Genomic DNA, 22,597 nt, shown 5'->3' with positions numbered 1-22,597 from the left:
GGTAGACGAAAACGACGCGCGCGCAGGTGAGACCCCGGTGGTCACCTGCGCGGCGGCGGTGGAGGGCGCGCGCGCGAGCGAAGCCCTGCGGGGCTCGGCCCGCGATGCGCGAGGCTCAGCCCGTGATGCCGGGCTGGATGATGGGCAGGCTGCTGCGCTTGCGCTCCGGGCGGGCGACGACCGTCGAGAGGTCGCAGACCCAGCCGGTCTCGCCGGAGACCGCGGTGACGATCGCCGCGCGGGCGGCCTCGAGGTCGAGGCCCGACTCGTCGGCGCGGTGCAGAGCCTTGGCGGCGGACTCGAGCAGCGCCTGCATGCGCGGCGAGGGCTCGCGGTCGGCGTCGCTGCGCAGGCGGTAGTGCAGGGCGAAGCGACCCGTGGACACGAAGGCCGGGCGGCCCTCGTCGGGGTCGACCATCAAGTCGAGGGGCGCGGACTCCTCGGCGTGGATGAAGCGCAGGCCGCCGTCGGGGCGGTTGCGCACGAAGGTGGTGGGGCGCTCGCGGGCGTCGAGGACCGCGAGGCGTGCGTCGAGGGTGGCCTCGTCTGGCTGCTCGACCCCGCGGGCACGCATGCCGGCGCGGAGCAGCTCGCGGGGGTTGTCCGAGCGCGCCGAGAGGGCGCCGGTGCCCCGGGCCAGGCGGTGGGACTCCTCGAGGCCCGGGCAGAGCATGCCCACGCTGCACGAACCGCAGGTCTGCGTCGGCCAGACCCGCCCCTCGAGCTGGTGCCCCGAGTCGTAGTACTGGTTGGGACCGCGGTGGTCCATGTCGAAGTACTGCTCGTCGATGGCCAGCACGCCGAGCTCGTGGGCGTGGTCGGCGTGCGCCCCCAGGTGGCAAAGGGGCACGTTGTAGAACCAAAAATCCGCGCCGAGCTCGTCGAGGGTGTCGCCGAGGCCGACGAAGTCGACCTCCTCGTAGCCCAGCGCCCGGCTCTGGCCCTCGTCGACTCGGGCCAGGGCCCAGCCCTGGAGCGACTCGAACTTGAACTTGAAGCGCATCGGCACGTTGCTCAGGGACTCGACCACGTAGCGCGAGATCTCGACGAGGTGCTCGTAGTTCTCGCGGCAGACGACGACGTTGACGATCGTGAACAGCGAGCCGGTCGCGTCGATCTCGGCCATGGCCTTGGCCTGGCGATCGAAGGTGACCTTGTTGCGCGAGATCCCGTTGGCCAGCTCGGGGCTGTGGCCGTGGATCGACAGCTCGATGAAGTCGAGGCCGGCGGCGACCAGGCGATCGATGAAGCCCGGCTTGGACAGCACCGTGCCGTTGGTGGTCACGCCCACGCGGGTGTAGCCCAGGGACTTGGCCCGCGAGATGATCATGGGCAGGTCCTTGCGAAAGAAGGTCTCGCCGCCCATGAAGGTGATGTGCACGGCCCCGCGCTCGCGCAGGCGCTCGAGCACGCCGTAGACCTGCTCGGTGCTGGGGTCCACGAACTCGCTCCACGAGCGATCTTCCTCGAGACAAAACACGCACGCTTGGTTGCAGCGCTCGGCGATGTACAAGATGGCGGTGTGCATGGCTCGTCGTGATGATAACGCGTCCGACTGACACAACGAGCGGGCGCCACGAAGCTGGCCACGACCTGACCAGTTTGGACAGGCGCGCGGAACCGATCTCGCGGGCCGGTTTTAGCGGTAGCCCTCGGCCTGGAGGCTAAACAACCGCGCGTAGCGCTCGCCGCGAGCCATGAGCGCTTCGTGCGAGCCAGACTCGATCACGCGGCCATGGTCGAGGACCACGATGTGATCCGCGCTGCGCACGGTCGAGAAGCGGTGGGAGATCAAGATCGCCATGCGGTCGGCGGTCAGGCTGCGCACGTGCTCGAAGACCGTGGCCTCGGCCTCGGCGTCCATGGCGGCTGTCGGCTCGTCGAGCACGAGGATATCGGCGGCCGTGCGCATGAACGCGCGGCTCAGGGCGATCTTTTGCCACTGGCCCCCAGACAGCTCGCGGCCGTTCTCGAACCACCGCCCCAGCTGGGTCTGGTAGCCCTCGGGCATGTCGCGGATGAACTCGTCGGCCATGCCCATGGCGGCGGCCTGGCGCCAGCGCGGCTCCTCGGCGAAGTGGTCGACGTCGCCGGCGCCCACGTTCTCGCCGACGATCATCTGATAGCGGGCGAAGTCCTGGAAGATCACCCCCACGCGCCGGCGCAGCTGGGCCGGATCCCACTCGCGCAGGTCGAGGCCATCGAGGAGCACGCGGCCCTCGCTGGGTTGATAGAGCCGGGTGAGCAGCTTGATCAGCGTGGTCTTGCCCGAGCCGTTCTCGCCGACGAGGGCCAGGGATTGGCCCGGCCGCAGGTGGAGGTCGACGCCCTGGAGGGCCGGGGTCTGGGCGCCGGGGTAGGTGAAGCTCACGCCTTCGAAGCGGATCCCGTCGCCTGGTGCCGGGCCCTCGAGCTGGGTGCCGGCCTCGTCCTCGACGGCCTGGTCGAGATATTCGTAGAGGTTCGAGAGGTAGAGGTTGTCCTCGTACATCCCGCCGATCGCCGACAAGCTGGCCGAGACGGCGGCCTGGCCCTGGCGAAAGACCAGCAGGTACATGGTCATCTCACCAAGGCTGATCTGCCCGCGCACGGCGGACGCGGCGATCCACGCGTAGGCGCCATAGAAGGCCGCGGTGCTCAGCAGGCCGAGGCCAAAGCCCCACGCGCCGCGGCGCAGGGTCAGGCGTCGGTCCTCGGCGAAGACCAGCGCGAAGATCTCGCGGTAGCGCTGGAGCAGCAGCGGGCCGAGGCCGTAGAGCTTGACCTCCTTGGCGTAGTCCTCGCGGGCGAGCACCGTCTCCAGGTACATCTGCTTGCGGGTCTCGGGCGAGCGCCAGCGAAACAGGCGGAAGGCGTCGCCGGAGAACTTGGCCTCGGCGATGAAGGCCGGGAGCCCGCCGAGCACCAGGATCGCCACGGCCCAGGGCGAGAAGGCGAGCAGCAGGGCCGCGTAGCTGACCAGCGAGATCCCGTTTTGAACCAGGCCGAAGGTGCGGTTGACCAGGCTCAGCGGCCGCGACGAGGCCTCGCGCCGGGCCCGGGTGAGCTTGTCGTAGAAGGCCGAGTCCTCGAAGTGCGCGAGCTGCAAGCTCAGCGCCTTGTCCAGGATCATCACGTTCACCCGGTGGCCGAGCATCGCGCGCAGCAGCGACTGGCACACGCCCAGGCCCTTTTGGGTGCCCGAGAGGCCGATCATGATCCCCCCCTCGAGGGCGACCCAGGTCAAGGCGAGCTCGTAGACCGGCGCCCCGCCCTGGGCGACCACGCCCGCCGCCGCGACCACGGCGTCGACGATCTGCTGGCTGACCCAGGCCGCCGCCGCCGGCAGCAAGCCCGCGACCAGGGTCAGCGCCGCCAGGAAGACCGTCAGCTTGCGCGAGGTCGTCCACACCAGCTCGATGGCGCGGCGGCTGTAGCGGAACACGCCGAAGAACTCGCGCACGCCGAGCTTGGCTTGGGCCTCGCGGCGGGCTCTCGCGTGGGGTGGGGACATGGCGCGGACGCAGTGTGACGCCTGGGTGCGCGCTTGTCTGCCTGCCCGAGTGGATTGGTTGGGGCGCGGCCCACTCCTCGGTTGGACCCAAGGGGCAGATCATGTAGCGTAACGCCGTGCTGCGGAAGATCCGCATCGAGAGGTTTCGCGGCTTCGAGGAGCTCGAGGCGGAGTTGCACCCCACGACCGTCGTCGTTGGGCCGAATTCCTCGGGCAAGACCACGCTCCTCTACGCGATCCAGCTCGCGCTGAAGGCTCTCGACGACGGGCTCCACGCTGGCTCGTCGCGACTCGCCAGGGAGGGGGCCGAGGACGGGTGGATCGAGGTCGTCTACGGCGCCTTGATCGGGGATCACACCCGGTACCTCTCCGTCGCCGACTGGCAGGCGCTCTTTCACAACCAGCGGGTGGGAGACAGCGAGCGCTTGTCCATCGCGCTGTCTTTCGACCAAGGCGACCGGATCCGCGAGATCAAGGTCGATGTTCGCTGCGGCCGAAGCGCTCAGATCCGCCTCGACATCTGGATCTGCTCACCCGAGCTCGCCGCACGCCTCGAGTCCTTGTCCAAGCGAGGGGGAGCCGCCAACCGGGAGATCGTCGACTACGTCGGCCAGCATGGGCCGCAGGCGGTGCTGGTCCCCTCCTTTTATGGAGTCGTGCGCGAGGAGGAGTACCGCGCTGGTGTCGTCGTCGACCGCCTGCTCGGGGCTGGAGACCAGAGCCACATCGTTCGCAACCTCGTCTCGCGCCTGTCTGCCGACGCGCTCACTCGCCTCAACGCCTTCTTGACCGAGTCCCTCGGCGCGCGGATCGTCGAGCGTACTGCGGCCGCGGACTCGGAGTCCGTCTACCCCCTGGTCGTGCGCTTTCGTGACGAGGACGGCCCCCTCGAGCTGTCCGCTGCGGGAGCGGGGCTCATCAACCTGATCGCGCTCTACGCCGCACTCGAGCGCTTCCGCAGCGAGCAACGCCAGCGCTCGGTAATTTTTTTGCTCGATGAGCCGGAGGCGCATCTGCACCCGCGGCTGCAAGGCGAGATGGCCGAGCGCGTGACGTCGCTGATCGTGCGCGAGTTTGGCTCGCAGGTGGTCATGGCCACCCACGCCGTGGAGATCGTCAACCGCCTGTTTCGCCGGGAGGATACGGCGGTCTTGCGCGTGGATCGTGGCGCGCAGCGGGTCTCGCTGCTCCAGGGCCAGTCGGAGGTCGTCGCGGAGCTCGGTGAATGGGCCGACCTGACGCCTTTTTCGTTGATCAACTTCCTGGCCAGCCGTCAGATCCTCTTCTACGAGGGGGAGAGCGATCGCATCATCCTGGAGGGATGCGCACGGCTGCGCTTTCGGACGGACCTCGTCCGTAGGGATCGCTTCGAGTCGTGGACTCTCGCGCCGCTCCTGGGCAGCGGCAACGACAAGCTCGCGCGTCTGCTCCAGCGCCTCGTCGACAGCCAGCTGATCTCTGGACTCTCGAGCGGGGCGCCCCTGAAGGTCATGGTGGTCCTCGACCAGGACTATGAACGAGAGCCTGGCGTGCACGAGGAGCCCTCGGAAGGGCGCGTCCAGGGGACTCGAGTGGTCTGGCCGATGCACAGCATCGAGTCGCTCTTCTTGCGTCGGGAGGTCCTCTCGGCTTGGCTCAAGGCGCGCTGGGGAGCAGACACGCCCTCGGCGCTCGGTCAGTGGATCGATGACGCGCTGGCGGCGGCGGATGAAGACGACAAGCTCCTGCGGGCTGCCGAGTCCCAGCTACTCGCCAAGATCATATCGCGTGGGATCCCGGGGAAAGACGGGCAGCCCCTGCGTAGCGAGCAGCTGAGCAAGCATGCGCACCGGCTAGCCGTCGAGCGGGTCGCCGCCGAGCCGTCCAAGTGGCAGCGCGGCCACGACCGAGGCCGCTTCGTGCTCGGGAAGATCCGTGCGCGACTGCCTGCCAAGTTGGATGGCCATTTTCCGAGCAACATCCACGCGCTGATCGAGACGACACCCCTGGATCAGGTCGGCGCGCCAGATCGAGCGATCCCCGCAGAGCTCCGCGAGCTCCTCGAACTCATGGTGGCGCCGCCTCCGGGCGCGAGCTGAGGCTTTGAGCCGAAGGGGGCCAGGCGTGTGCCCGCGCTCGGGTGGTTGGACGGGGCGCCGGACCAGGAAGTAGGATCCAGGTCCGTGAGCGCGACCAGCGAACCCGCCGTCTTCACCGGCACCGTGTTGGTGGTCGACGACGAGAAGAACATCCGTCGGACCCTGCGCATGGTCCTCGAGGGCGAGGGGGCCACCGTCGTCGAGGCCGAGACCGGGGAGCAGGCCCTCGAGTACCTGGCCGCCGCGGTCTCCGCCGAGGCCGAGGACGAGTCGGCCGCGGCCTTGCCGGACGCGGTGATCATGGACGTGATGCTCGGGGGGATCTCGGGCATCGAGGTCCTCGAGCAGCTCGGCGGTCTGGGCGAGGGCGGGCGGCCGCCGGTGCCGGTGATCATGATCTCCGGCCACGCCTCGGTCCCCGACGCCGTCAAGGCCACGCGCCTGGGCGCCTTCGACTTCTTCGAAAAGCCGCTGTCGCGCGACCGGGTGATCGTGTCCGTGCGCAACGCCCTGCGCCAGAGCCGGGCCGAGCGCGAGCTGCGAGAGCTCCGCCACCGCATCCACGGCGAGATCATCGGGACCAGCGACCCCATGCGCGAGCTGATGCGCATGGTCGCCAAGGTCGGGCGGACCAAGGCCCGGGTGCTGATCACCGGCGAGAGCGGCACGGGCAAGGAGCTGATCGCCCGGGCGATCCACGAGGCCTCGGAGCGCCGCGACCACCCCTTCGTCAAGGTCAACTGCGCCGCGATCCCCCGCGAGCTGATCGAGTCGGAGCTCTTTGGCCACGAGCGCGGGGCCTTCACCGGGGCCACCGGCCAAAAGAAGGGCCTGTTCGAGGTCGCCGACCGCGGCACCCTCTTCCTCGACGAGATCGGCGACATGGATCTCGACGCCCAGGCCAAGGTCCTGCGCGTGCTGCAAAGCGGCGAGCTCACCCGGGTCGGCGGCCACGCGCCCACGCAGGTCGACGTGCGCGTGCTCGCGGCCACCCACCGCAACCTGCAAGAGCTGGCCGCGGCCGGGGAATTCCGCGAGGACCTGTTCTTTCGCCTGGCCGTGGTCCCGATCCGCATGCCGCCGCTGCGCGAGCGCCGGGAGGACGTCCCCCTGCTCGCCCGCCACTTCATCCGCCAGGCCTGCGAAGAAAACGGCCTCGCCCGGCGAGAGATCGCCCCGGGAGCCGTCGAGGCCCTGCGCCGTCACGAGTGGCCGGGCAACGTCCGAGAGCTGCGCAACGTCATCGAGCGCATGGTCGTGCTCAGCGACGGCGACCTCGACCTCGACGACGTGCCCCCGGAGCTGCTGCCCGAGCGTGGCGCGAGCGCGGGCGAGGACGCCGGCCTGGCCCCGGGCGAGGGCCCCTTCGCGGAGCTCCTGCGCGAGAGCTCCGACCTCCCGCTCAAGGCCTTTCGCGAGGCGGTGGAGCGGGCCTATATCCTCCAGCGTCTGCGCGAGCACGACTGGAACGTCTCGCGCACGGCCGAGGCCCTGAGCATCGAGCGCACGCACCTGCACCGCAAGCTCAAGATCCTGGGGATCCAGCGGGGGGAGCAGTAGCGATGGCGAGGGCTGCCGAGTGGGCACGCGTCGCGCTGGTCACCGCGCTGGTCGCCGCGCCGGTTTTGGGCTGCAAGGACGGCAAGGACGACGCCAAGGCCGAGCAGGCGAGCACCGAAGCCAGCGAGGCGCCCCTGCCCGAGGACGCCGAGGCCTTCCTGGCCGAGCTCTCGCCCCTCCCGGCGGGCGCGACCGGCCTGGAGATCCGCTACGAGGTCCGGGGCAGCCTGGCCGAGGGCGAGCTGACGATCCAGCAGGCCCCCGGCGGCTATCGCCGCGAAGACTGGACGATCCGCTGGGCGAGCGAGGACCCCGGCCACCCCGTGGTCAACGAGGGCACCACGATCATCACGCCCCGGGCGGTGTGGACGGCCCAAAAAGGCGAGCCCGGTGAGCTGGGCGAGCGCGACTTCGGGGCCCTCGCCGACGCCTGGCTGGCCCTCGACGAGGCGCCGCGCCGCGCCGTGGTCGAGGCGATCCGCGAGTGGCATGCGCTGCTCACCGAGCAGCGCGCAGCCCACCCCGGGGAGCGCGACGCGGTGCTCGAGGTCAGCTGTCTGCAGACGCGCATGGCCGCCCAGAACCTGTGCCTGTGGGAAGAGGCCGGGCTGTTCTTGCGCTACGAGGGCGCGGCCTTCGAGATCGTGGCCACCAGCATCGAGCGCGAGGCGAAGCTCGAGCCCTCGCGCTTCGAGATCCCCGCGTCGGCGCGGGCCGAGGCCGAGACGGTCGAGCTCGAGGGCCTGAAGGTCGACGCGATCCTCTCGGCGCTGGGCGAGGGCAGCTACGAGATGATGACCGGCCTGCTGACCCCGCGGGTCCAGCTGGCCGCCCTCGAGGCGCCGCCAAAAGCCGAAGCCGAAGCCGAAGCCGAAGCCGACTCGGCCGCAGGCGAGGCCAAGGGGCCCAACGCGGCCGAGTAGATCGCGGCCTTCAAACCGGTCGCCGCGCTCGCGGCCGTGAGCCAGGCCGAGGCCCGATGGCGTCGCCCCGCGCCGGCCTGGATGCGCACGCGTGAGTCATGCCGGGGTGGGGGGGCGAGGTAGGGGGGCGAGGTAGGGGAGCGAGGTAGCGAGTGGCCTCGAGTGACCGCGATGGCCACTCGCCGCCACTCACGAGAGGTGACGGCCACTGCCCGAGGGGAGAAGATGCGCCAACGATGGGTATGACTCGACGAGCCCTCCTGCGCCGCGCCGGCCTGCTCGGCGCCGCGACCTTGATCCCGCGCTTCACCGCCGGCTGCGGGGGCGGTGGCGAGGGCGAGGGCAGCGACGATGGCGATGGCGATGGCGATGCCGAGAGCGATACGGCGGGGGAGACCGGCGGCGACGATCTGCCGAGCTACGAGTGGGAGGGCGCGCTCGGGCCCGAGGGGATCTTCGCCCACGGCGTGGCCAGCGGAGACCCGCTGACCGACGCGCTGATCTTGTGGACCCGGGTCAGCCCCGCCGACGCGGACGAGGCCGTGGAGGTCTTCTTCGAGGTCGCCCTGGACCCCGAGTTTCAGCAGCGGGTGGCCGCCGACACCCTCCCGAGCCCGACGACGGCCGCGCGCGACTTCACCGTCAAGCTCGACCTCGACGGCCTCGACGCGGGGACCACCTATTACTACCGCTTCTACGCCCAGGGTCGCGTCTCGCCGATCGGCCGCGGGCGCACGGCCCCCGACGCGGCCAGCGAGCACCTGCGCATGGCCCTGTGCTCGTGCGCGAGCCTGGGCCACGGCTACTTCCACGCCTACACCGAGCTCGCCGCCCGGGCCGACCTCGACCTGGTGCTCCACGTGGGCGACTACATCTACGAGTACGGCTCGCTGGTCTATGGCGAGGCCCGGGAGTACGAGCCCTCTCACGAGTGCGTGAGCCTCGACGACTATCGCCGCCGCTACGCCCAGTATCGGCGCGAGGCCTCGCTCCAGGAGGTCCACCGCCAGCACCCCTTCGTGACCACCTGGGACGATCACGAGACCGCCAACAACGCGTGGTCGGACGGGGCCGAGAACCACGACCCCGATCAAGAGGGCGACTGGGAGGCGCGCCGGGCCGCCGCGCGCCAGGCCTACTACGAGTGGCTGCCCCTGCGCGAGGGCGAGGCCGGGAAGATCTACCGCGCGCTCGGCTATGGCGGACTCGTCGAGCTGATCGTCCTCGACACGCGTCTGGAGGGCCGCGAGGAGCAGCTCAGCCCCAACGAAGAGGGCGGCCTCGCGGGCATGTACGCCGCCGGTCGCCAGCTGCTCGGCGCCGAGCAGGAGGCCTGGCTGTTCGAGCGCCTCTCGGCCAGCGCCGCCCAGTGGAAGCTGATCACCCAGCAGGTCATGCTCGCGCACCTGACCTTCACCATCGATCAGGACACGGGCCTCAAGTGGCCGCTGCGCGGCGACACCTGGGACGGCTACGACGACGCCCGCCGGCGCCTGCTCGCCTACGTCGAGGACGAGGGCCTGCGCGACGTCGTCGTGCTCTCCGGCGACATCCACACCTCCTTTGGCAACGAGGTCACCTACGATCCCCTCGACGGCTACGACCCGGAGACCGGCGAAGGCGCGGTGCTCGTGGAATTCGTCACCCCCGGCGTGACCTCCCCGGGGCTGCTCCTCGACGACGCCACCCAGGCGGTGATCTCGGCCCAAAACCCGCACCAGCGCTACGTCGAGACCTTCCACCGCGGCTACGTGACCCTCGACATCACGCCCGCGCGGATCCAGGCCGACTGGTGGCACTTCAGCGGCGGGCAGATCGGCCAGGAGACCTTCTCGGCCAGCGCCCACGGGGCGGGGCGCATCGTGCAAAGCGGGAGCGCGCGCCTGGTCGAGGCGGCAGAGCCTGCGGCCGCCAAAGTCGACGCGCCCGCGCTCGCGCCCTGAGCTCGCGCGCGCTCATTTTGATCTTTGGACCGATGTCGCGATGACCTGGTCACCAAAGTTCGCCCGCCCGCGCGCGAACTTCCGGTGACTGTCCTCAACTATCGAGGCATGAAAATGCGCGGTCGAACGCTTGCGCGGGTGTGGGACACAAACGTACATACACGTCCCATGACCACGCTCTACGTCGGTGGACTGGGACCCGAGGCCGATGAGGGCGCGATCCGTGCGCTCTGCGTCGAGCACGGGGCCGTCGCCGAGGTCCGCGTGGCCCTCGACGAGGAGGGTCGCTGCCGGGGCTTCGCCTACGTCGACTTTGGCGACGACCTCGGGGCTGTCCGGGCGCGCGGCGCCCTCGATGGCCGCGAGATCGGCGAGTGGACGCTGCGCGTCGCGCTGGCGACCTGAGAGTCTGTGAATCTTTCCCCAGCGACGCACCTGACGACCTGCGGGAAAAATTCACAGACTCTGAGCCGAACGCTCCGCGGCTGGAACGAAAGCAGGCGCACCACTGGGAGGTGATGCGCCCAGGAGCGAGCGATGCGTGCCCGCGCGCGGCCGACTACTCGGCGGGCGCGTCCTCGGCCGGGGCGCCAGCGGCGTCCTCGGCCGGGGCGGTCTCGGCGGGCGCGGGCGCGGCCGCGCCGACGCTGTAGGTGGTCTCGAGCTCGCTGTTGGTCGCAAAGGAGAAGCTCTGACCGCCGGCGTCGATGGTGGTCTCGCTCTGGCTGTAGCCCGAGATCGAGACCGGCAGGCCGGCGTCGATGTCGAAGAAGATCGTGAACGCGGACTCCTCGAGCGAGGAGATCATCGCGGTCTGGCCCTGGCCCGAGAGCTCGGTCGCGCCGCTGCCCTCGACGGTGACGTCGAACTCGGCGATGTGCTTGCCGCCGCTCTCGTCGATGCCGCGCAGCGTCCAGGACTCGTCGATCTCCATGGGGATCTCGCCGAAGGGCATCTGCCGGGGCTCCTCGTAGGTGGGCAAGGTGACGGTCTTGCCGACCTCGAGGTCGACGGCGGGCAGGTCGGGGAGCTCGAAGAGCCCGAAGTCCGCGCCCGAGTCGTCGCTGCCTTGGTTTTGGGGCAGGCCCTTGGTCGCGTCGTCGTCGGTCTCACCCTTGTGATCCACGATCGACCAGGCCTCGGAGGCACGCAGCTCGGCGAGGAAGTCGAAGTCGGTCTGGCCTTGCTCCTCGGCCTGCTTCTTCATGAACTCGGGGTCGAGGTTGCCCGAGCCGGTGAAGTCGACGAGCTCGATGAGCTTGCCGTGGACCTCGAGCTTGTCGCCGGCGGGCTTGGCCTCGATCTGGCTGCGGGCCTGGAGCTCGGCCGCGCCGGAGCCCTCGCTGGTGGTCAGGTCGACCTCGAGCTTGGTCTCGGCGGTGAGCGTGAAGTCGTCGGCGTAGCGGTAGGCCTCGCCGCCCGCGCTGGGGACCGCGTCCTGGCCGGCGGCGCCGTCTTCGGGGGCCGCGCTCGCACTGCTGCCCTTGTCGCAGGCGCTGGCTCCGAGGGCGAGGGCGAGGGCGAGGATCGTCCCCGAGAGGCGGGGAGAGGTGCAAAAAGAGCTGCCCGGACGAGTCATCGGCGGCAACGCTACTCGCGCCCCATGCAGAGGTCAACGCACGTGACAGGTCTCGTCTGCGCGAGTTGAGCGGGTGCATGGACCCCAGGCTGGATTTTGTTAAAAGTCACGGCTGGTGCTCGACTTCCTCTCAGCGCTCTTCGGTCCGCGGATCAAGCTCCCCAGCGATCGGACCACTCGAATTTCCCGCAAGGTCCGCAAGGCCGCGAAGGAGCAGATCGCCACGCTCCAGCGCATCGTCGATGATATCGGCGGGCTCGAGGGCATCGCCGACATCGGTCAGAGCAAGCGCGTCCCCCGTGGCTTCTATGACCGGGTGGGCGACATGCACGCTGCCTTCGACCTCTACATCGCCAAGGTCCGCGAGGGCCTGGCGCTCGAGGGCGCGGTGCAGGCGGGCACGCCGGAGGGCCGCGGTGCCTGCTACGCGGCGCCCTTTGGCGTCTCGGGCATCGAGTCCCTGGCGATCTACCGGGAGATCCGCACCTGGAAGGACTTCCCCCAGGTCGCCCAGCGCCTGGCGGAGCTCGGCGAGCAGCAGTTCAAGGACATCCAGGCGGGGCACCGCGGTAGCGACCCCGAGAAGATCCGCATGACCAGCAAGGCGGCTGGCATGGGGCGCAAGCAGTTCGCCGAGCGCGGGGAGCCGTGCCCTTTCCTGGATCAGGGCAAGGGGCGCTGCCGGATCTGGGAGCGCCGGCCGGCGGTGTGCCGGATGCAGCACATCACGGGGGATCCGACGCTGGCGGATCCCCGCCACGAGCGCCACGAGCAGGTCGAGGTGGTCAACATCCGGCTGCCGGTGCGGCCGCAGGTGTCGCTGTCGCAGATCGACAAGCGCATGGGGTTGGGGATCTCTCCGTTTTTGTATGCGGGGGTGCTTCAGTTGCTTCAGCTCAGTGAGGGGCAGATGTTGCTGGAGGTTGGGGAGGCGCCTCGGCCGATGCAGCAGGATGGGCGCGTGGTGCAGCGGGCGAATCGCAATGTGAAGCATGCGAAGAAGTATCAGAAGAAGAAAAAGAAGAAGAAGAAGTGAGAAGGGGGTCCTCTGTTGAAGGGGGTCCTCTGTTGAAGGGGGTCCTCTGTTGAAGGGGGTCCTCTGTTGAAGGGTCCTCTCGTGGTCTTTTGCGAGGGTCTGCTCGCTCGGCAGACACGCGCACGGGACAGCAGGGGACCCTCTGCGCTCAGACAGGCTTGCTGACTCCGACGAGGGTCTCGTCGAAGGGATGGTGGCCTTCTCGGGGGTAGTCGCTCCGAAGGCTTGGTACGTACGCAAAACTCGCTCAGAGGGTCCCCTGCTGTCCCTTTTGTGCGCGTCTTTGGCGAGGAGGATCTCCGTCGCCGACGGTGGGGGGACGGTCTGCGAGCGAAGGGCAGTCTGCGAGTGAAGGGGTTACCTGCTAACGAAGGCGATCCGCGGGCGAAGGGCGATCTGTGAGCGAAGGGGCAGTCTGCGAGCGAAGGGCGACCTGCTAGCGGAGGGCAGTCTGTTAGCGAAGGGGTGATCTGCGAGCGAAGGGGTGATCTGCGAGCGAAGGGCGATCTGCGGGCGAAGGGCGGTCTGCGAGCGAAGGGCGATCTGCGAGCGAAGGGCGATCTACGGGCGAAGGGCGGTCTGCTAGCGAAAGGCGATCTGCGAGCGAAGGGCGGTCTGCTAGCGAAAGGCGATCTGCGGGCGAAGGTCAGTCTGCTAGCGGGGGGTGGTCTGCTGGGGAAGAGGTGTAGTCTGCCGGCGGGGGCTTGGAGATGGACGAAGCCCGCATCCGGCGGGGCCGGAGGCGGGCTCGTTGGGGGCGGTGTGCCCGGGGAGTGGTGGGGGATCAGTCTTCGCGGCGGCGGCGGATGCCGAGGGCGAGGAGCAGGAGGATGGCGGTGCCGGAGAAGCCGACGTTGGTGTCGAGCTCGGCCACGCTGCAGCCCTTCTTTTTGGCGGGGGGGTCGATGGGCGGGGGGGCTTCGCTGCTCTCGCTGGCGCCGTCGTCCTCGTCCTCGTCGTCCTCGCCGAGGTCGTCCTCGTCTTCGTCGAGGTCGTCGTCCTCGTCCTCGTCCTCGTCCTCGTCCTCACCGGCGTCCTCGGCCTCGGGGGCTTCGCGGCCGGTGTCGACCAAGGTGACCTTGCCCTTGGCGACGACGAGGTCGCGCTTGCCGTTGTTTTGGACGATCTGGACGCGGTACTCGCGGTTCTTGTTGAAGCCGATGTTCGACTCGAGGAGGATCGTGGTCGTGTAGAGCCGCGAGCCCTCGTAGTTCGGGTCCTCGTGGCGGTAGACGATGTACTCCTCGCCGTTGACCGTCTGATAGAACTCGGTGTAGGCGGGGCCAGGGGCGGCGTACTTGCCCATGCGGGCGTGGAGCTTGAGCTCCCAGTCGTCCTCACCAGGGATGCGGTCGACCTCGTCGGTCTTGGTCGCGGCTCCCTCGGCGGTGAGCTTGCCGTTGTCGTCGGTCTCGAGGGAGTCCACGCCGGTGCCGAACCAGATCTCTTCGGACTCGGGGCCGGCGGCCATGGCCGTGGTCGGGCTCAGGCTCACGGCGGCGGTGGGGACAGCGAGGGAGGCGGAAATCAGCAGGGCTCGCAGAATCGGTCGCATGGTCGTCTTCCGAGCCGCTCGTATACCACGCGAAGGCGCGAACGATGGCGGCGAGATGGGCTTCGCGTGCACGATACCGAGGGGCAGACTCTTGGTGCCCAGCCCTCGGTGGGGGAGTTTCGGGTGCGAGCGATGCGCGAGCGTGGGGTGTGGGGGTTTAGTTATTTATCCGAACTCGATCAGGAGCTCGTCGAGGGGCTTGCGAGTGAGCTGGGGGACCTCGCAGCCGGGGGCCGGGTAGCCGACGGGGAGGAGCATGAAGGCGCGCTCGTTCTTGGGGCGGTCGAGCAGCCGGGTCAGGAAGTTCATGGGGCTCGGAGTGTGGGTGAGCGTGGCCAGGCCGGCGTCGTGCAAGGCGGCGATCAAGATGCCCAGGGCGATGCCGCAGCTCTCCTGCACGTAGTAGTTCTTGCTGCGCTCGCCGGCTTGGTCGAGGTCATAGTCGACGCGCAAGACGACGATCAGCGCGGGGGCGTGCTCGAGGTAGGGCTTGTCGGCGTCGGTGCCGAGCGGAGCCAGGGCCGCGCGCCACTCCTCGCTCATGCGCCGCTCGTAGGTCTCGCGCTCCTCGGCCTCGGCGGCCTCGCGGACGCGGCGCTTGAGCGAGGGGTTGGTGATCAGCGCGAAGCGCCAGGGCTGCTTGTGGGCGCCGCTCGGGGCCTGGGCGGCGGCGTGGATCGCCTGGCGCACGACCTCGAGGGGGATCGGGTCGCTGGCGAAGTGCCGCACGCTGCGGCGGCGCTGCATGAGCTCGAAGAAGGCCTGCGCCCGGGTGCGCATCTCGGCTTCGGGGCGGCGCTCGAAATTCAGGGCCTCGGTCGGGTAGCGCTCGGTCACCACCAGACAATGGCCCGCGGTGGCCCGAGGTTGCGCGCGCGAAGGGGATGAAGCTCGTCCGTCGCAGTGAGCTCGCTCTCTCGATTCGCGCTGGGCTCTTGCCAGGGCGGCGCGTCGACGCGTATCACCGCTGCATGTCGTCGTTGCATCGTCTCCAGAGCGCTGGTGGTCAACATCGTTTCAGGCGGAGCTCGGGTCGCTCGTGGCTCTTGGTGCCCCTCGGCCTCGCGCTGCTGGCGAGCCCGGCGGCGGCCAACGAGGGCCAGTGGAAGCCCGCCCAGATCGCAGAGATCCACGAGCGCGCGGCAGCCCAGGGCCTGGCGCTCTCGGCCGAGGCGCTGTGGAAGCCCACGGGCGACGAAAAAGACGGCGGGCTGATGCGCGCCTCGGTCAACATCGGCGGGTGCTCGGCGGCCTTCGTGAGCGCCGAGGGGCTGATCGCCACCAACCATCACTGCGCCTACGGGGCGCTCCAGGCCAACTCGAGCGTCGAGCACGACTACCTGAAGGACGGCTTCGTGGCGATGACCCGCGCCGAGGAGCTGAAGGCGCCCGGCGGCTCGGTCAAGATCCTGCGCACGATCACCGACGTCACGACCAAGGTGCAGGGCGCGATCGCGGCGGTCGAGGACGAGGGCGAGCGCAAGGCGGCCTTCGACAAGATCAAAAACGAGCTCGTCGACGCCTGCGAGGCGGCCGGCGAGGATCGCCACTGTCGTGTGGCCGGCTTCTTCCTGGACTCGAGCTTCGAGCTGCACGAGTACGTCGAGCTCGACGATCTGCGCCTGGTCTACGCCCCGCCCTCGGCGATCGGGGAGTACGGCGGCGAGACCGACAACTGGATGTGGCCGCGGCACACCGGCGACTTCTCGCTGCTGCGCGCCTACGACGGCGACGGCAAGCCCTACGCCCCGGCGCACTGGCTCGAGCCGGCGACCGAGGGCGTGGCCCCCGGGGACTTCGTGGCCGTGCTCGGCTACCCGGGCAGGACCGAGCGCTACCTGTGGGCCGCCGAGCTCGAGCGCCATCAAAAGCAGTGGCTGCCCCAGTGGGTGATCATGTACGGCGAGTGGATCGACATCCTCGAGGCCGCGGGCGCCGAGGACCAGGCCGTGGGCATCAAGGTCGCGGCGCTGTCGAAGAGCCTGGCCAACCGCCACAAGAACGCCCGCGGCAAGATCGCGGGGCTCGAGCGCATGAAGCTGCTCGAGGCGCGGATCGCCGAAGACGAGAAGCTCGCGGCGACGGACGAGGGCGCCAAGGCGACCCTCGAAGCGCTCGAGGCCCTGTCGACGGCGCGCAGCAGCCGGGGCGCGCGGGCCTTCTTGATCCACAACCTGGGCTACGGGCCGCGCAGCTTGACCATCGCCCTCGAGCTGGTCGAGTGGGCCAAGCAGCGCGACCTCCCGGACCTCGAGCGCAAGTCCGGCTACCGCGACCGCGACCGCGAGCGCGTGGTCGAGCGCCTCGATCGCATGGCCAAGGACCACGACGCCGGCGTGGACGCGGCGATGCTCGCCTCCTTCTTGCGCTACGCCGACGCCCTCGAGGGCGAGCGCGTGGCGGGCTTCGACGCGATCATGGGCGCGGCCAAGGGGGCGGGCGCCGAGGCCCTCGACGCCTACCGCGAGTCCGCCGCGGCGGCGCTGAAGGGCTCGACCATCGCCACGGCCGAGGACCTCGCGGGCATGCTCGACGATCCCGCAAAGGTCGCCGCGAGCAAGGACCCGATGATCGTCCTGGCCCGGGCCCTGGTCGACGAGCGGGCGGCGCTCAGCGAGCTCGAGCGCGCCGAGGCCGGCCGCCTGCTCCGCCTCGAGCCGGCCTACTTCGCGCTGATCTCCAAGCTGCGCGAGCAGCCGGTCTACGCCGACGCCAACGCGACCTTGCGCCTGTCCTACGCCACGGTCCAGGGCTACGACAAGTGGAACGGCGAGACCCAAAAACCCCAGACCGTGCTCGCCGGCGCCGTGGCCAAGCACATCGGCGAGGGGGACTTCGACCTCCCCGACGCCGTGCTCGAGCGGGCCAAGGTCGCCGGCGCCAGCCGCTGGGCCGACCCGCGCCTTGGCGACCTGCCGCTTTGCTTCCTCGCCGACGGCGACACCACCGGCGGCAACTCGGGCTCACCGGTGATCAACGCCAAGGGGCAGCTCGTCGGCTTCAACTTCGATCGCGTGTGGGAGAACGTCGCGGGCGACTACGCCTGGCGGCCCAGCCACTCGCGCAACGTGATCGCCGACGCCCGCTACCTGTACTGGATGCTCGAGGAGATCGCCGGGGCCGAGCACCTGCTGCGCGAGCTCGGGGTCGCCGACTACCAGCCCAGCAGCGGGGCCGAGTCGGCGCCGGCCGGGGCCGCGGCGACGCCAGCAGCGGACGGGGCCGATGCCGCCACCGCCTCGTCACCTCGCTCGGGCTGCGGTTGTATGGCCGTCTCGGGTGATCGCGGGTGGTCCGGTGCGGCCCCAGGGCTTGGCCTGTTGCTGGCGCTGTTCGCCGTGGGCGGCCGCCGGCGTCGCTGGCTCGAGGAGGGGCGATCATGAGCGCCGACCAAACTGGTCGGATCGGAGACATGGCCCCTGGCGCGGCGCGCAGGAGTCGCTAGGACAACTATCGGTGGCCAACGAACCCGAGCCGTTGATCCGCGGGCGCTTGGTCCGAAAGATTGCTGCGTCCCTCGAGCGCCTGAGCCCGGACGAGGCCGTCTCGCTGCGGACCGAGCACGACCCGCTGCTTCAGGAGCTGTTCCGGGTCCCGGGCGAGGGCTGGGTCCCGCAGGCCAAGGTGATGCCGCTGCTCGAGACGATCGGGGAGCGCCTGGGGCCCGACGACTACTTCGAGATGCACCGCCAAGGCGGCCGCGAGGCGGTGCGCGGGCCGCTGATGTCGGGGATCCAGGACGGCTCGCTGCGCCTGTTCGACCTCGAGCCGCGCAGCGTCTTGACCCTGATGCCGCTGCTGTGGGGGCAGACCCTGCGCGGCTGCGGGGGCTTCGAGCCGGTCGACTTCATCGGCGAGTGCATGGCGCGGGCGACCTTGCGAGGGGTGCCGGTGGCGTTGCTGGGGAAGCTGTTTCGGGAGGCGGCGCGGGGGATCTTGGCGGGGACTTTGGATCTTTGTCGGGAGGGGGTTGGGGAGGTGGAGTTTGTCGAGGGGGAGGGGGCTTGGGTGTTCGAGGCTCGGTGGGTTGAGCTCTGATTTTTGGCGGGGGGGTCTCGGTGGGGCTGCTTGGTGGAGAGGGTCTTCTTGGTCTTTGGTGGGGGGCTGCTTGGTGGAGAGGGTCTTCTTGGTTTTTGGTGAGGGGCTGCTTGCTCGGCAGACACGCGCACGGGACAGCAGGGGACCCTCTGCGCTCAGACAGGCTTGCTGACTCCGACGAGGGTCTCGTCGAAGGGATGGTGGCCTTCTCGGGGGTAGTCGCTCCGAAGGCTTGGTACGTACGCAAAACTCGCTCAGAGGGTCCCCTGCTGTCCCTTTTGTGCGCGTCTTTGGCGAGAGGTGTCTCCGTCTCCAACAAAAGAAAGCGTCTTCGTCTCCGACAAAGGACGGCGTCTTCGTCTCCGGCAAAGGACGGCGTCTTCGTCTCCGGCAAAGGAAGGCGTCTTTGTCTCCGACAAAAGAAAGCGTCTTCGTCTCCGACAAAGGAAGGCGTCTTCGTCTTCGTCTTCGTCTTCGTCTTCGTCTTCGACTTTGAGAAAGGACGGCGTCTTCGTCTTCGAGAAAGGACGGCGTCTTCGTCTTCGAGAAAGGACGGCGTCTTCGTCTCCGATAAAGGAAGACGTCTTCGTCTCCGACAAAGGAAGACGTCTTCGTCTTCGAGCGGTTGATTCGGGCCTCGGGTGGTCGAGGTCGGTCCTTGGTCTTCGAGATATTGATGTGGCTGCTCGAGCGGGTTGAGGTTGGCCGCTCGAGCGGTTGATTCGGACATCGGGCCTCGAGTGGTTGGGGTCGGCCCTTGGTCTTCGAGATGCTGATGTGGCCGCTCGAGTGGTTGGGGTTGGCCGCTCTAGCGGTTGGGGTGGCCTTGGTCTTCGAGCGGTCGAGGTCGGCCCTTGGTCCTCGAGAGATGAGGTCAGTTGAGGCCGGCTCTCGGTCGTCGAGCGGTTGGGGTCGGTCCTCGAGAGTTGAGGTTGGTCTTCGGGTGGTTGAGGCAGGCTCCTCGGGCGGAGGTGGGTTGGGTGGTGGCGATGGTGAGGGGGTCGTGCTAGCCCGAGGGGCATGCCTGATCCGATGACTCCGGTTCAGCGAGCGGCTGCTGGGCAGGTGCTCCGTGAGGCGCTCGAGGCCAGGGAGCTCCTCGTCGTTTCTTTGTGTGGGGCCCACGCGTATGGGTTCGCGTCGGCGGACAGCGATGTGGATCTCAAGGGGGTGTGGGTCGCTCCGGCCAGGCGGCTGCTCGGATTTGCTGGGGTGCCGGGGGCGGTGGATCGTCAGGAGTGGGTTGGGGAGGTGGAGGTGGACTTCACGGTCAACGAGCTTGGTCAGGCGGCGCTGGGGGTGCTCAAGGGGAACGGGAACATGATCGAGCGGATCATGGACGGGGCGCCGCTGCATGCGGGCGAGGGGCTCGACGAGCTGCGGGCGCTGACTCGAAAGAGCCTTTCAAAGCGGGTCTACAAGCACTATCGCGGCTTTGCGACGGGGCAGCGCAAGGCGGTGGACCCAAAGGCGGTGTCGGCCAAGAAGCTGCTCTATGTGCTGCGCACGACGACGACGGGGGCCCACCTGCTCGAGAGCGGAGAGGTGATCCCAGACCTGTCGGCGCTGTGGGAGCGCTACGAGCTGCCAGAGGTGCCCGAGCTGATCGGCCTCAAGCGCGAGGCCGAAAAAGGCGTGCTGCCGAGCGAGGTGTGGACCATGGCGCGGGTCGAGGCCCTGATGACGCGCGCGTTCTCCCGCCTGGACCGCGCGCTCGAGGCCTCGAAGCTGCCCGAGCACCCCAGCGAGGACGACCAGGCCGCGATGGAGCGCTGGCTGATCGAACGCCGGCTGGCGAGCCTGAGCTGAGCGCTGCCCAAAGCCACCCGCCAGCCAACTTCTCTCGCAAGGGTGACAATGACAGCCCCCCACAGCGGAGGTGCCGTCACCGTCACGATCATCGTCACCATTACGACAATTGTTGAAGTCTGGCGCATGGCCAAGGCCTCGCACCAAAGAGACGCCCTTCCTTGGTTGGAGACGGAGACACCCCTCGCCAAAGACGCGCACAAAAGGGACAGCAGGGGACCCTCTGAGCGAGTTTTGCGTACGTACCAAGCCTTCGGAGCGACTACCCCCGAGAAGGCCCCCATCCCTTCGACGAGACCCTCGTCGGAGTCAGCAAGCCTGTCTGAGCGCAGAGGGTCCCCTGCTGTCCCGTGCGCGTGTCTGCCGAGCAAGCAGCCCCTCGCAAAAAACCAAGAAAGCCCCCAAGAAGCAAGACAGTCAGTGCCTCCCAAGCGACCCCCCAAAACTTGGGTCACACTCCCCCCGTGAACCAGCCCCCACCCAAGCGCCTGGCCAATTCCACCAGCCCCTACCTCCGCCAGCACGCCCAAAACCCCGTCGACTGGTACCCCTGGGGCCCCGAGGCTCTCGAGCGCGCCAAGTCCGAAGACAAGCCCATCTTGCTGTCCGTGGGCTACAGCGCGTGTCACTGGTGCCACGTCATGGCCCACGAGTCCTTCGAGGACCCCCAGACCGCGGCGCTGATGAACGCCAACTTCGTCTGCATCAAGGTCGACCGAGAAGAGCGCCCGGACATCGACGCGATCTATCAAAAAGTCGTCGCGCTCATGGGCCAGGGCGGCGGCTGGCCGCTGACCGTGTTCTTGACCCCGGACCAGCGCCCCTTCTACGGCGGGACCTACTTCCCCCCAGAAGATCGCTACGGCAGGCCCAGCTTCCGTCGGGTGCTCACCGCCCTGGCCGAGACCTGGGCGGACAAGCGCGAAGAGGTCGAGCGCCAGGTCGAGAGCTTCATGGGCGGGCTCGAGGACATCGCTGGCGCCCTCGACGAGGGCCTCGCCGGGGCCGGCGACGCGGGCTCGCTGATCCAGGCGCAGACGCTGAACGAGGCCGGGCGGCGGCTGCTCGCGGTCTTCGACGGCGAGCACGGGGGCTTTGGCAGCGCGCCGAAATTTCCCAACGTGCCGGCGCTGACGCTGCTCCTCGTTTTGGCCACGGCGGGCGAAGAGGACGCGGAGGCGGCCCTGCGCCTGGGCCTCGAGAAGATGTGGCGGGGGGGGATCTACGACCACCTGCGCGGCGGCTTCGCCCGCTACAGCACCGACGAGCGCTGGCTGATCCCCCACTTCGAGAAGATGCTCTACGACAACGGCCAGCTGCTCGAGCTCTACGCCCGAGCGGCCGTGGCCTTCGATGACCTCGGCTGCGCGCGCCGGGTCGTGGAGGAGAGCGCGGCCTACCTCGCGGCCGACATGCGCGACGCCGAAGGTGGCTTCTACTCGGCCACCGACGCCGACAGCGAGGGGGTCGAGGGCAAGTATTTTTGCTGGACGCCGGCGCAGCTCGAGGCGGCGCTGGGGGCCGAGGAGGCGGCGCGGGTCATGACCCTCCACGGCGTGCCGAGCGGGCCGACGGGCAACTTCGAGGCTGGGATGAGCGTGCTGTGGCGGCCGGTGCTGAGCGCGGCCGAGCTGGGGGGCGAAGGCGGGCCTGAGGGGCGCGCCGAGACGGAGGCCGAGCTCGACGCCGCGCTCGCGCCGGCGCGGGCCAAGCTGCTCGCGCTGCGCTACGAGCGGGTCCCGCCCCTGCGCGACGAGAAGATCCTGACGGCCTGGAACGCGCTGGTGATCGCGGGGCTGTGCGCGGCCGCGGACGCGGCCGAGCTGGCCTGGGAGGACGCCGAGGCGGCGGCGCGCTGGGACGAGCTCGCGCGCGCGGCCGCGGACTTCTTGCTCGCGCGCCACCGCGACGCAGGCGGTCGGCTGCTGCGGGCCTCGTGGCAGGGCCGCGGCCACACTCGCGCCTACCTCGAGGACCTCGCCCTGCTCGCCCGGGCCTGCCTCGCGCTGCACGAGCGCAGCCTCGAGCCGCGCTGGCACGAGGCGGCCGAGGCCCTGGGGATCGAGCTCTTCACCCACTATCGCCGCGAGGGCGGCGGCTTTCATACGGTGGCCGACGACGGCGAGGCGCTGCTCGAGCGCAGCGAGAGCCAGCACGACTCCCCCCTGCCCAGCGGCGTGAGCGTGGCGGTCGAGGTCCTCGCTCGGCTGGCGCTCGGGGGCGTGGCCTCGTCTGCGAGCGCGCCCGTGGAAGACGACGAGCTCGCGGCCCACCTCGAGCAGACCCTGGCGCGCTTTCGCGGCGCTCAGGCCCGGCCGTCGGCCAACGCCGGCTTGATCGTGGCCGCGCGCTGGCTCGGCCCCGCGGCCACCCACGTGACCCTCAGGGCCGAGCGCCACGATCACCCCGCGCTGCGTGAGCTGGTCGCCGAGCTCCGGCGGCTGCGTGGCCGCTCGCCGCGGCCGATCACCTGGAGCTTCTCGGCCCACGCCGGCGCTGGCGCCCACGCCCTGGTCTGTCGCGCGCAGACCTGCTCCATGCCGATCTCCGAGGTCGACGCCCTGCGCGAGCAGCTGCTATAGC

Annotated in this window: 15 protein-coding genes; 10 read left to right on the top strand and 5 right to left on the bottom strand. The window is 69.5% G+C overall.

From position 1 onward, the window contains the following. Positions 1 to 115 precede the first annotated feature (115 nt). Both G6O69_RS08745 and G6O69_RS08740 read right to left on the bottom strand, forming a co-directional pair. Positions 116 to 1,528 (bottom strand): radical SAM protein, encoded by a 1,413-nt coding sequence (locus G6O69_RS08745; RefSeq protein WP_172303067.1) that lies wholly within the window; start codon positions 1,526 to 1,528, stop codon positions 116 to 118. A gap of 111 nt (positions 1,529 to 1,639) precedes the next feature. After that, complete coding sequence (locus G6O69_RS08740; RefSeq protein WP_172303066.1) at positions 1,640 to 3,493, bottom strand: ABC transporter ATP-binding protein; 1,854 nt, start codon at positions 3,491 to 3,493, stop codon at positions 1,640 to 1,642. A 116-nt stretch (positions 3,494 to 3,609) separates the two neighbouring features. Between G6O69_RS08740 and G6O69_RS08735 the strand changes: the two genes are divergently transcribed. The 5 genes from G6O69_RS08735 (at position 3,610) to G6O69_RS08715 (ending at position 10,402) form a co-directional block, all read left to right on the top strand. Beyond that, complete coding sequence (locus tag G6O69_RS08735; protein ID WP_172303065.1) at positions 3,610 to 5,571, top strand: ATP-binding protein; 1,962 nt, start codon at positions 3,610 to 3,612, stop codon at positions 5,569 to 5,571. 84 nt (positions 5,572 to 5,655) lie between these two features. After that, a complete protein-coding gene (locus G6O69_RS08730; RefSeq protein ID WP_346017019.1) occupies positions 5,656 to 7,131 on the top strand; it encodes a sigma-54 dependent transcriptional regulator in 1,476 nt (491 codons plus the stop codon). Positions 7,132 to 7,133: 2 nt separating this feature from the next. Further along, the gene (locus G6O69_RS08725; protein WP_172303064.1) at positions 7,134 to 8,054 is read left to right on the top strand and encodes a hypothetical protein; all 921 of its coding nucleotides are present in this window, start codon (positions 7,134 to 7,136) and stop codon (positions 8,052 to 8,054) included. Positions 8,055 to 8,296: 242 nt separating this feature from the next. After that, entirely contained in the window at positions 8,297 to 9,997 is a 1,701-nt protein-coding gene (locus G6O69_RS08720; RefSeq protein WP_172303063.1) for an alkaline phosphatase D family protein, read from the top strand. 168 nt (positions 9,998 to 10,165) lie between these two features. Beyond that, on the top strand, positions 10,166 to 10,402 hold the full coding sequence (locus G6O69_RS08715; protein ID WP_172303062.1) for an RNA-binding protein: 237 nt from the start codon (positions 10,166 to 10,168) through the stop codon (positions 10,400 to 10,402). A 154-nt stretch (positions 10,403 to 10,556) separates the two neighbouring features. Here the strand turns inward: G6O69_RS08715 and G6O69_RS08710 are convergent, their stop codons facing one another. Beyond that, the gene (locus tag G6O69_RS08710; protein ID WP_172303061.1) at positions 10,557 to 11,576 is read right to left on the bottom strand and encodes a hypothetical protein; all 1,020 of its coding nucleotides are present in this window, start codon (positions 11,574 to 11,576) and stop codon (positions 10,557 to 10,559) included. Between the two features lie 115 nt (positions 11,577 to 11,691). On the opposite strand from G6O69_RS08710, the gene G6O69_RS42010 reads away from it, so the two are divergent. Then, complete coding sequence (locus G6O69_RS42010) at positions 11,692 to 12,612, top strand: YkgJ family cysteine cluster protein (protein ID WP_172303060.1); 921 nt, start codon at positions 11,692 to 11,694, stop codon at positions 12,610 to 12,612. Positions 12,613 to 13,396: 784 nt separating this feature from the next. Here G6O69_RS42010 and G6O69_RS08700 read toward each other — a convergent pair. After that, positions 13,397 to 14,167: a hypothetical protein gene (locus tag G6O69_RS08700; protein ID WP_172303059.1), complete on the bottom strand. Its 771-nt coding sequence runs from the start codon at positions 14,165 to 14,167 to the stop codon at positions 13,397 to 13,399. A 165-nt stretch (positions 14,168 to 14,332) separates the two neighbouring features. Further along, positions 14,333 to 15,004 (bottom strand): nitroreductase family protein, encoded by a 672-nt coding sequence (locus G6O69_RS08695; RefSeq protein WP_346017018.1) that lies wholly within the window; start codon positions 15,002 to 15,004, stop codon positions 14,333 to 14,335. A 134-nt stretch (positions 15,005 to 15,138) separates the two neighbouring features. Between G6O69_RS08695 and G6O69_RS08690 the strand changes: the two genes are divergently transcribed. The 4 genes from G6O69_RS08690 (at position 15,139) to G6O69_RS08675 (ending at position 22,596) form a co-directional block, all read left to right on the top strand. Beyond that, a complete protein-coding gene (locus tag G6O69_RS08690) occupies positions 15,139 to 17,550 on the top strand; it encodes a S46 family peptidase (protein ID WP_176396722.1) in 2,412 nt (803 codons plus the stop codon). A 73-nt stretch (positions 17,551 to 17,623) separates the two neighbouring features. Further along, positions 17,624 to 18,205, top strand: a complete 582-nt coding sequence (locus G6O69_RS41510; protein ID WP_172303057.1) for a hypothetical protein — start codon at positions 17,624 to 17,626, stop codon at positions 18,203 to 18,205. Positions 18,206 to 19,225: 1,020 nt separating this feature from the next. Next, positions 19,226 to 20,014: a nucleotidyltransferase domain-containing protein gene (locus tag G6O69_RS08680; RefSeq protein ID WP_172303056.1), complete on the top strand. Its 789-nt coding sequence runs from the start codon at positions 19,226 to 19,228 to the stop codon at positions 20,012 to 20,014. A gap of 464 nt (positions 20,015 to 20,478) precedes the next feature. Next, entirely contained in the window at positions 20,479 to 22,596 is a 2,118-nt protein-coding gene (locus G6O69_RS08675) for a thioredoxin domain-containing protein (protein ID WP_172303055.1), read from the top strand. Position 22,597 lies beyond the last annotated feature (1 nt).

The sequence above is a fragment of the Pseudenhygromyxa sp. WMMC2535 genome (genome assembly GCF_011083025.2).
Note: the sequence above shows the minus strand (reverse complement) of the source record. Positions and strands in the feature narration are given on the sequence as shown.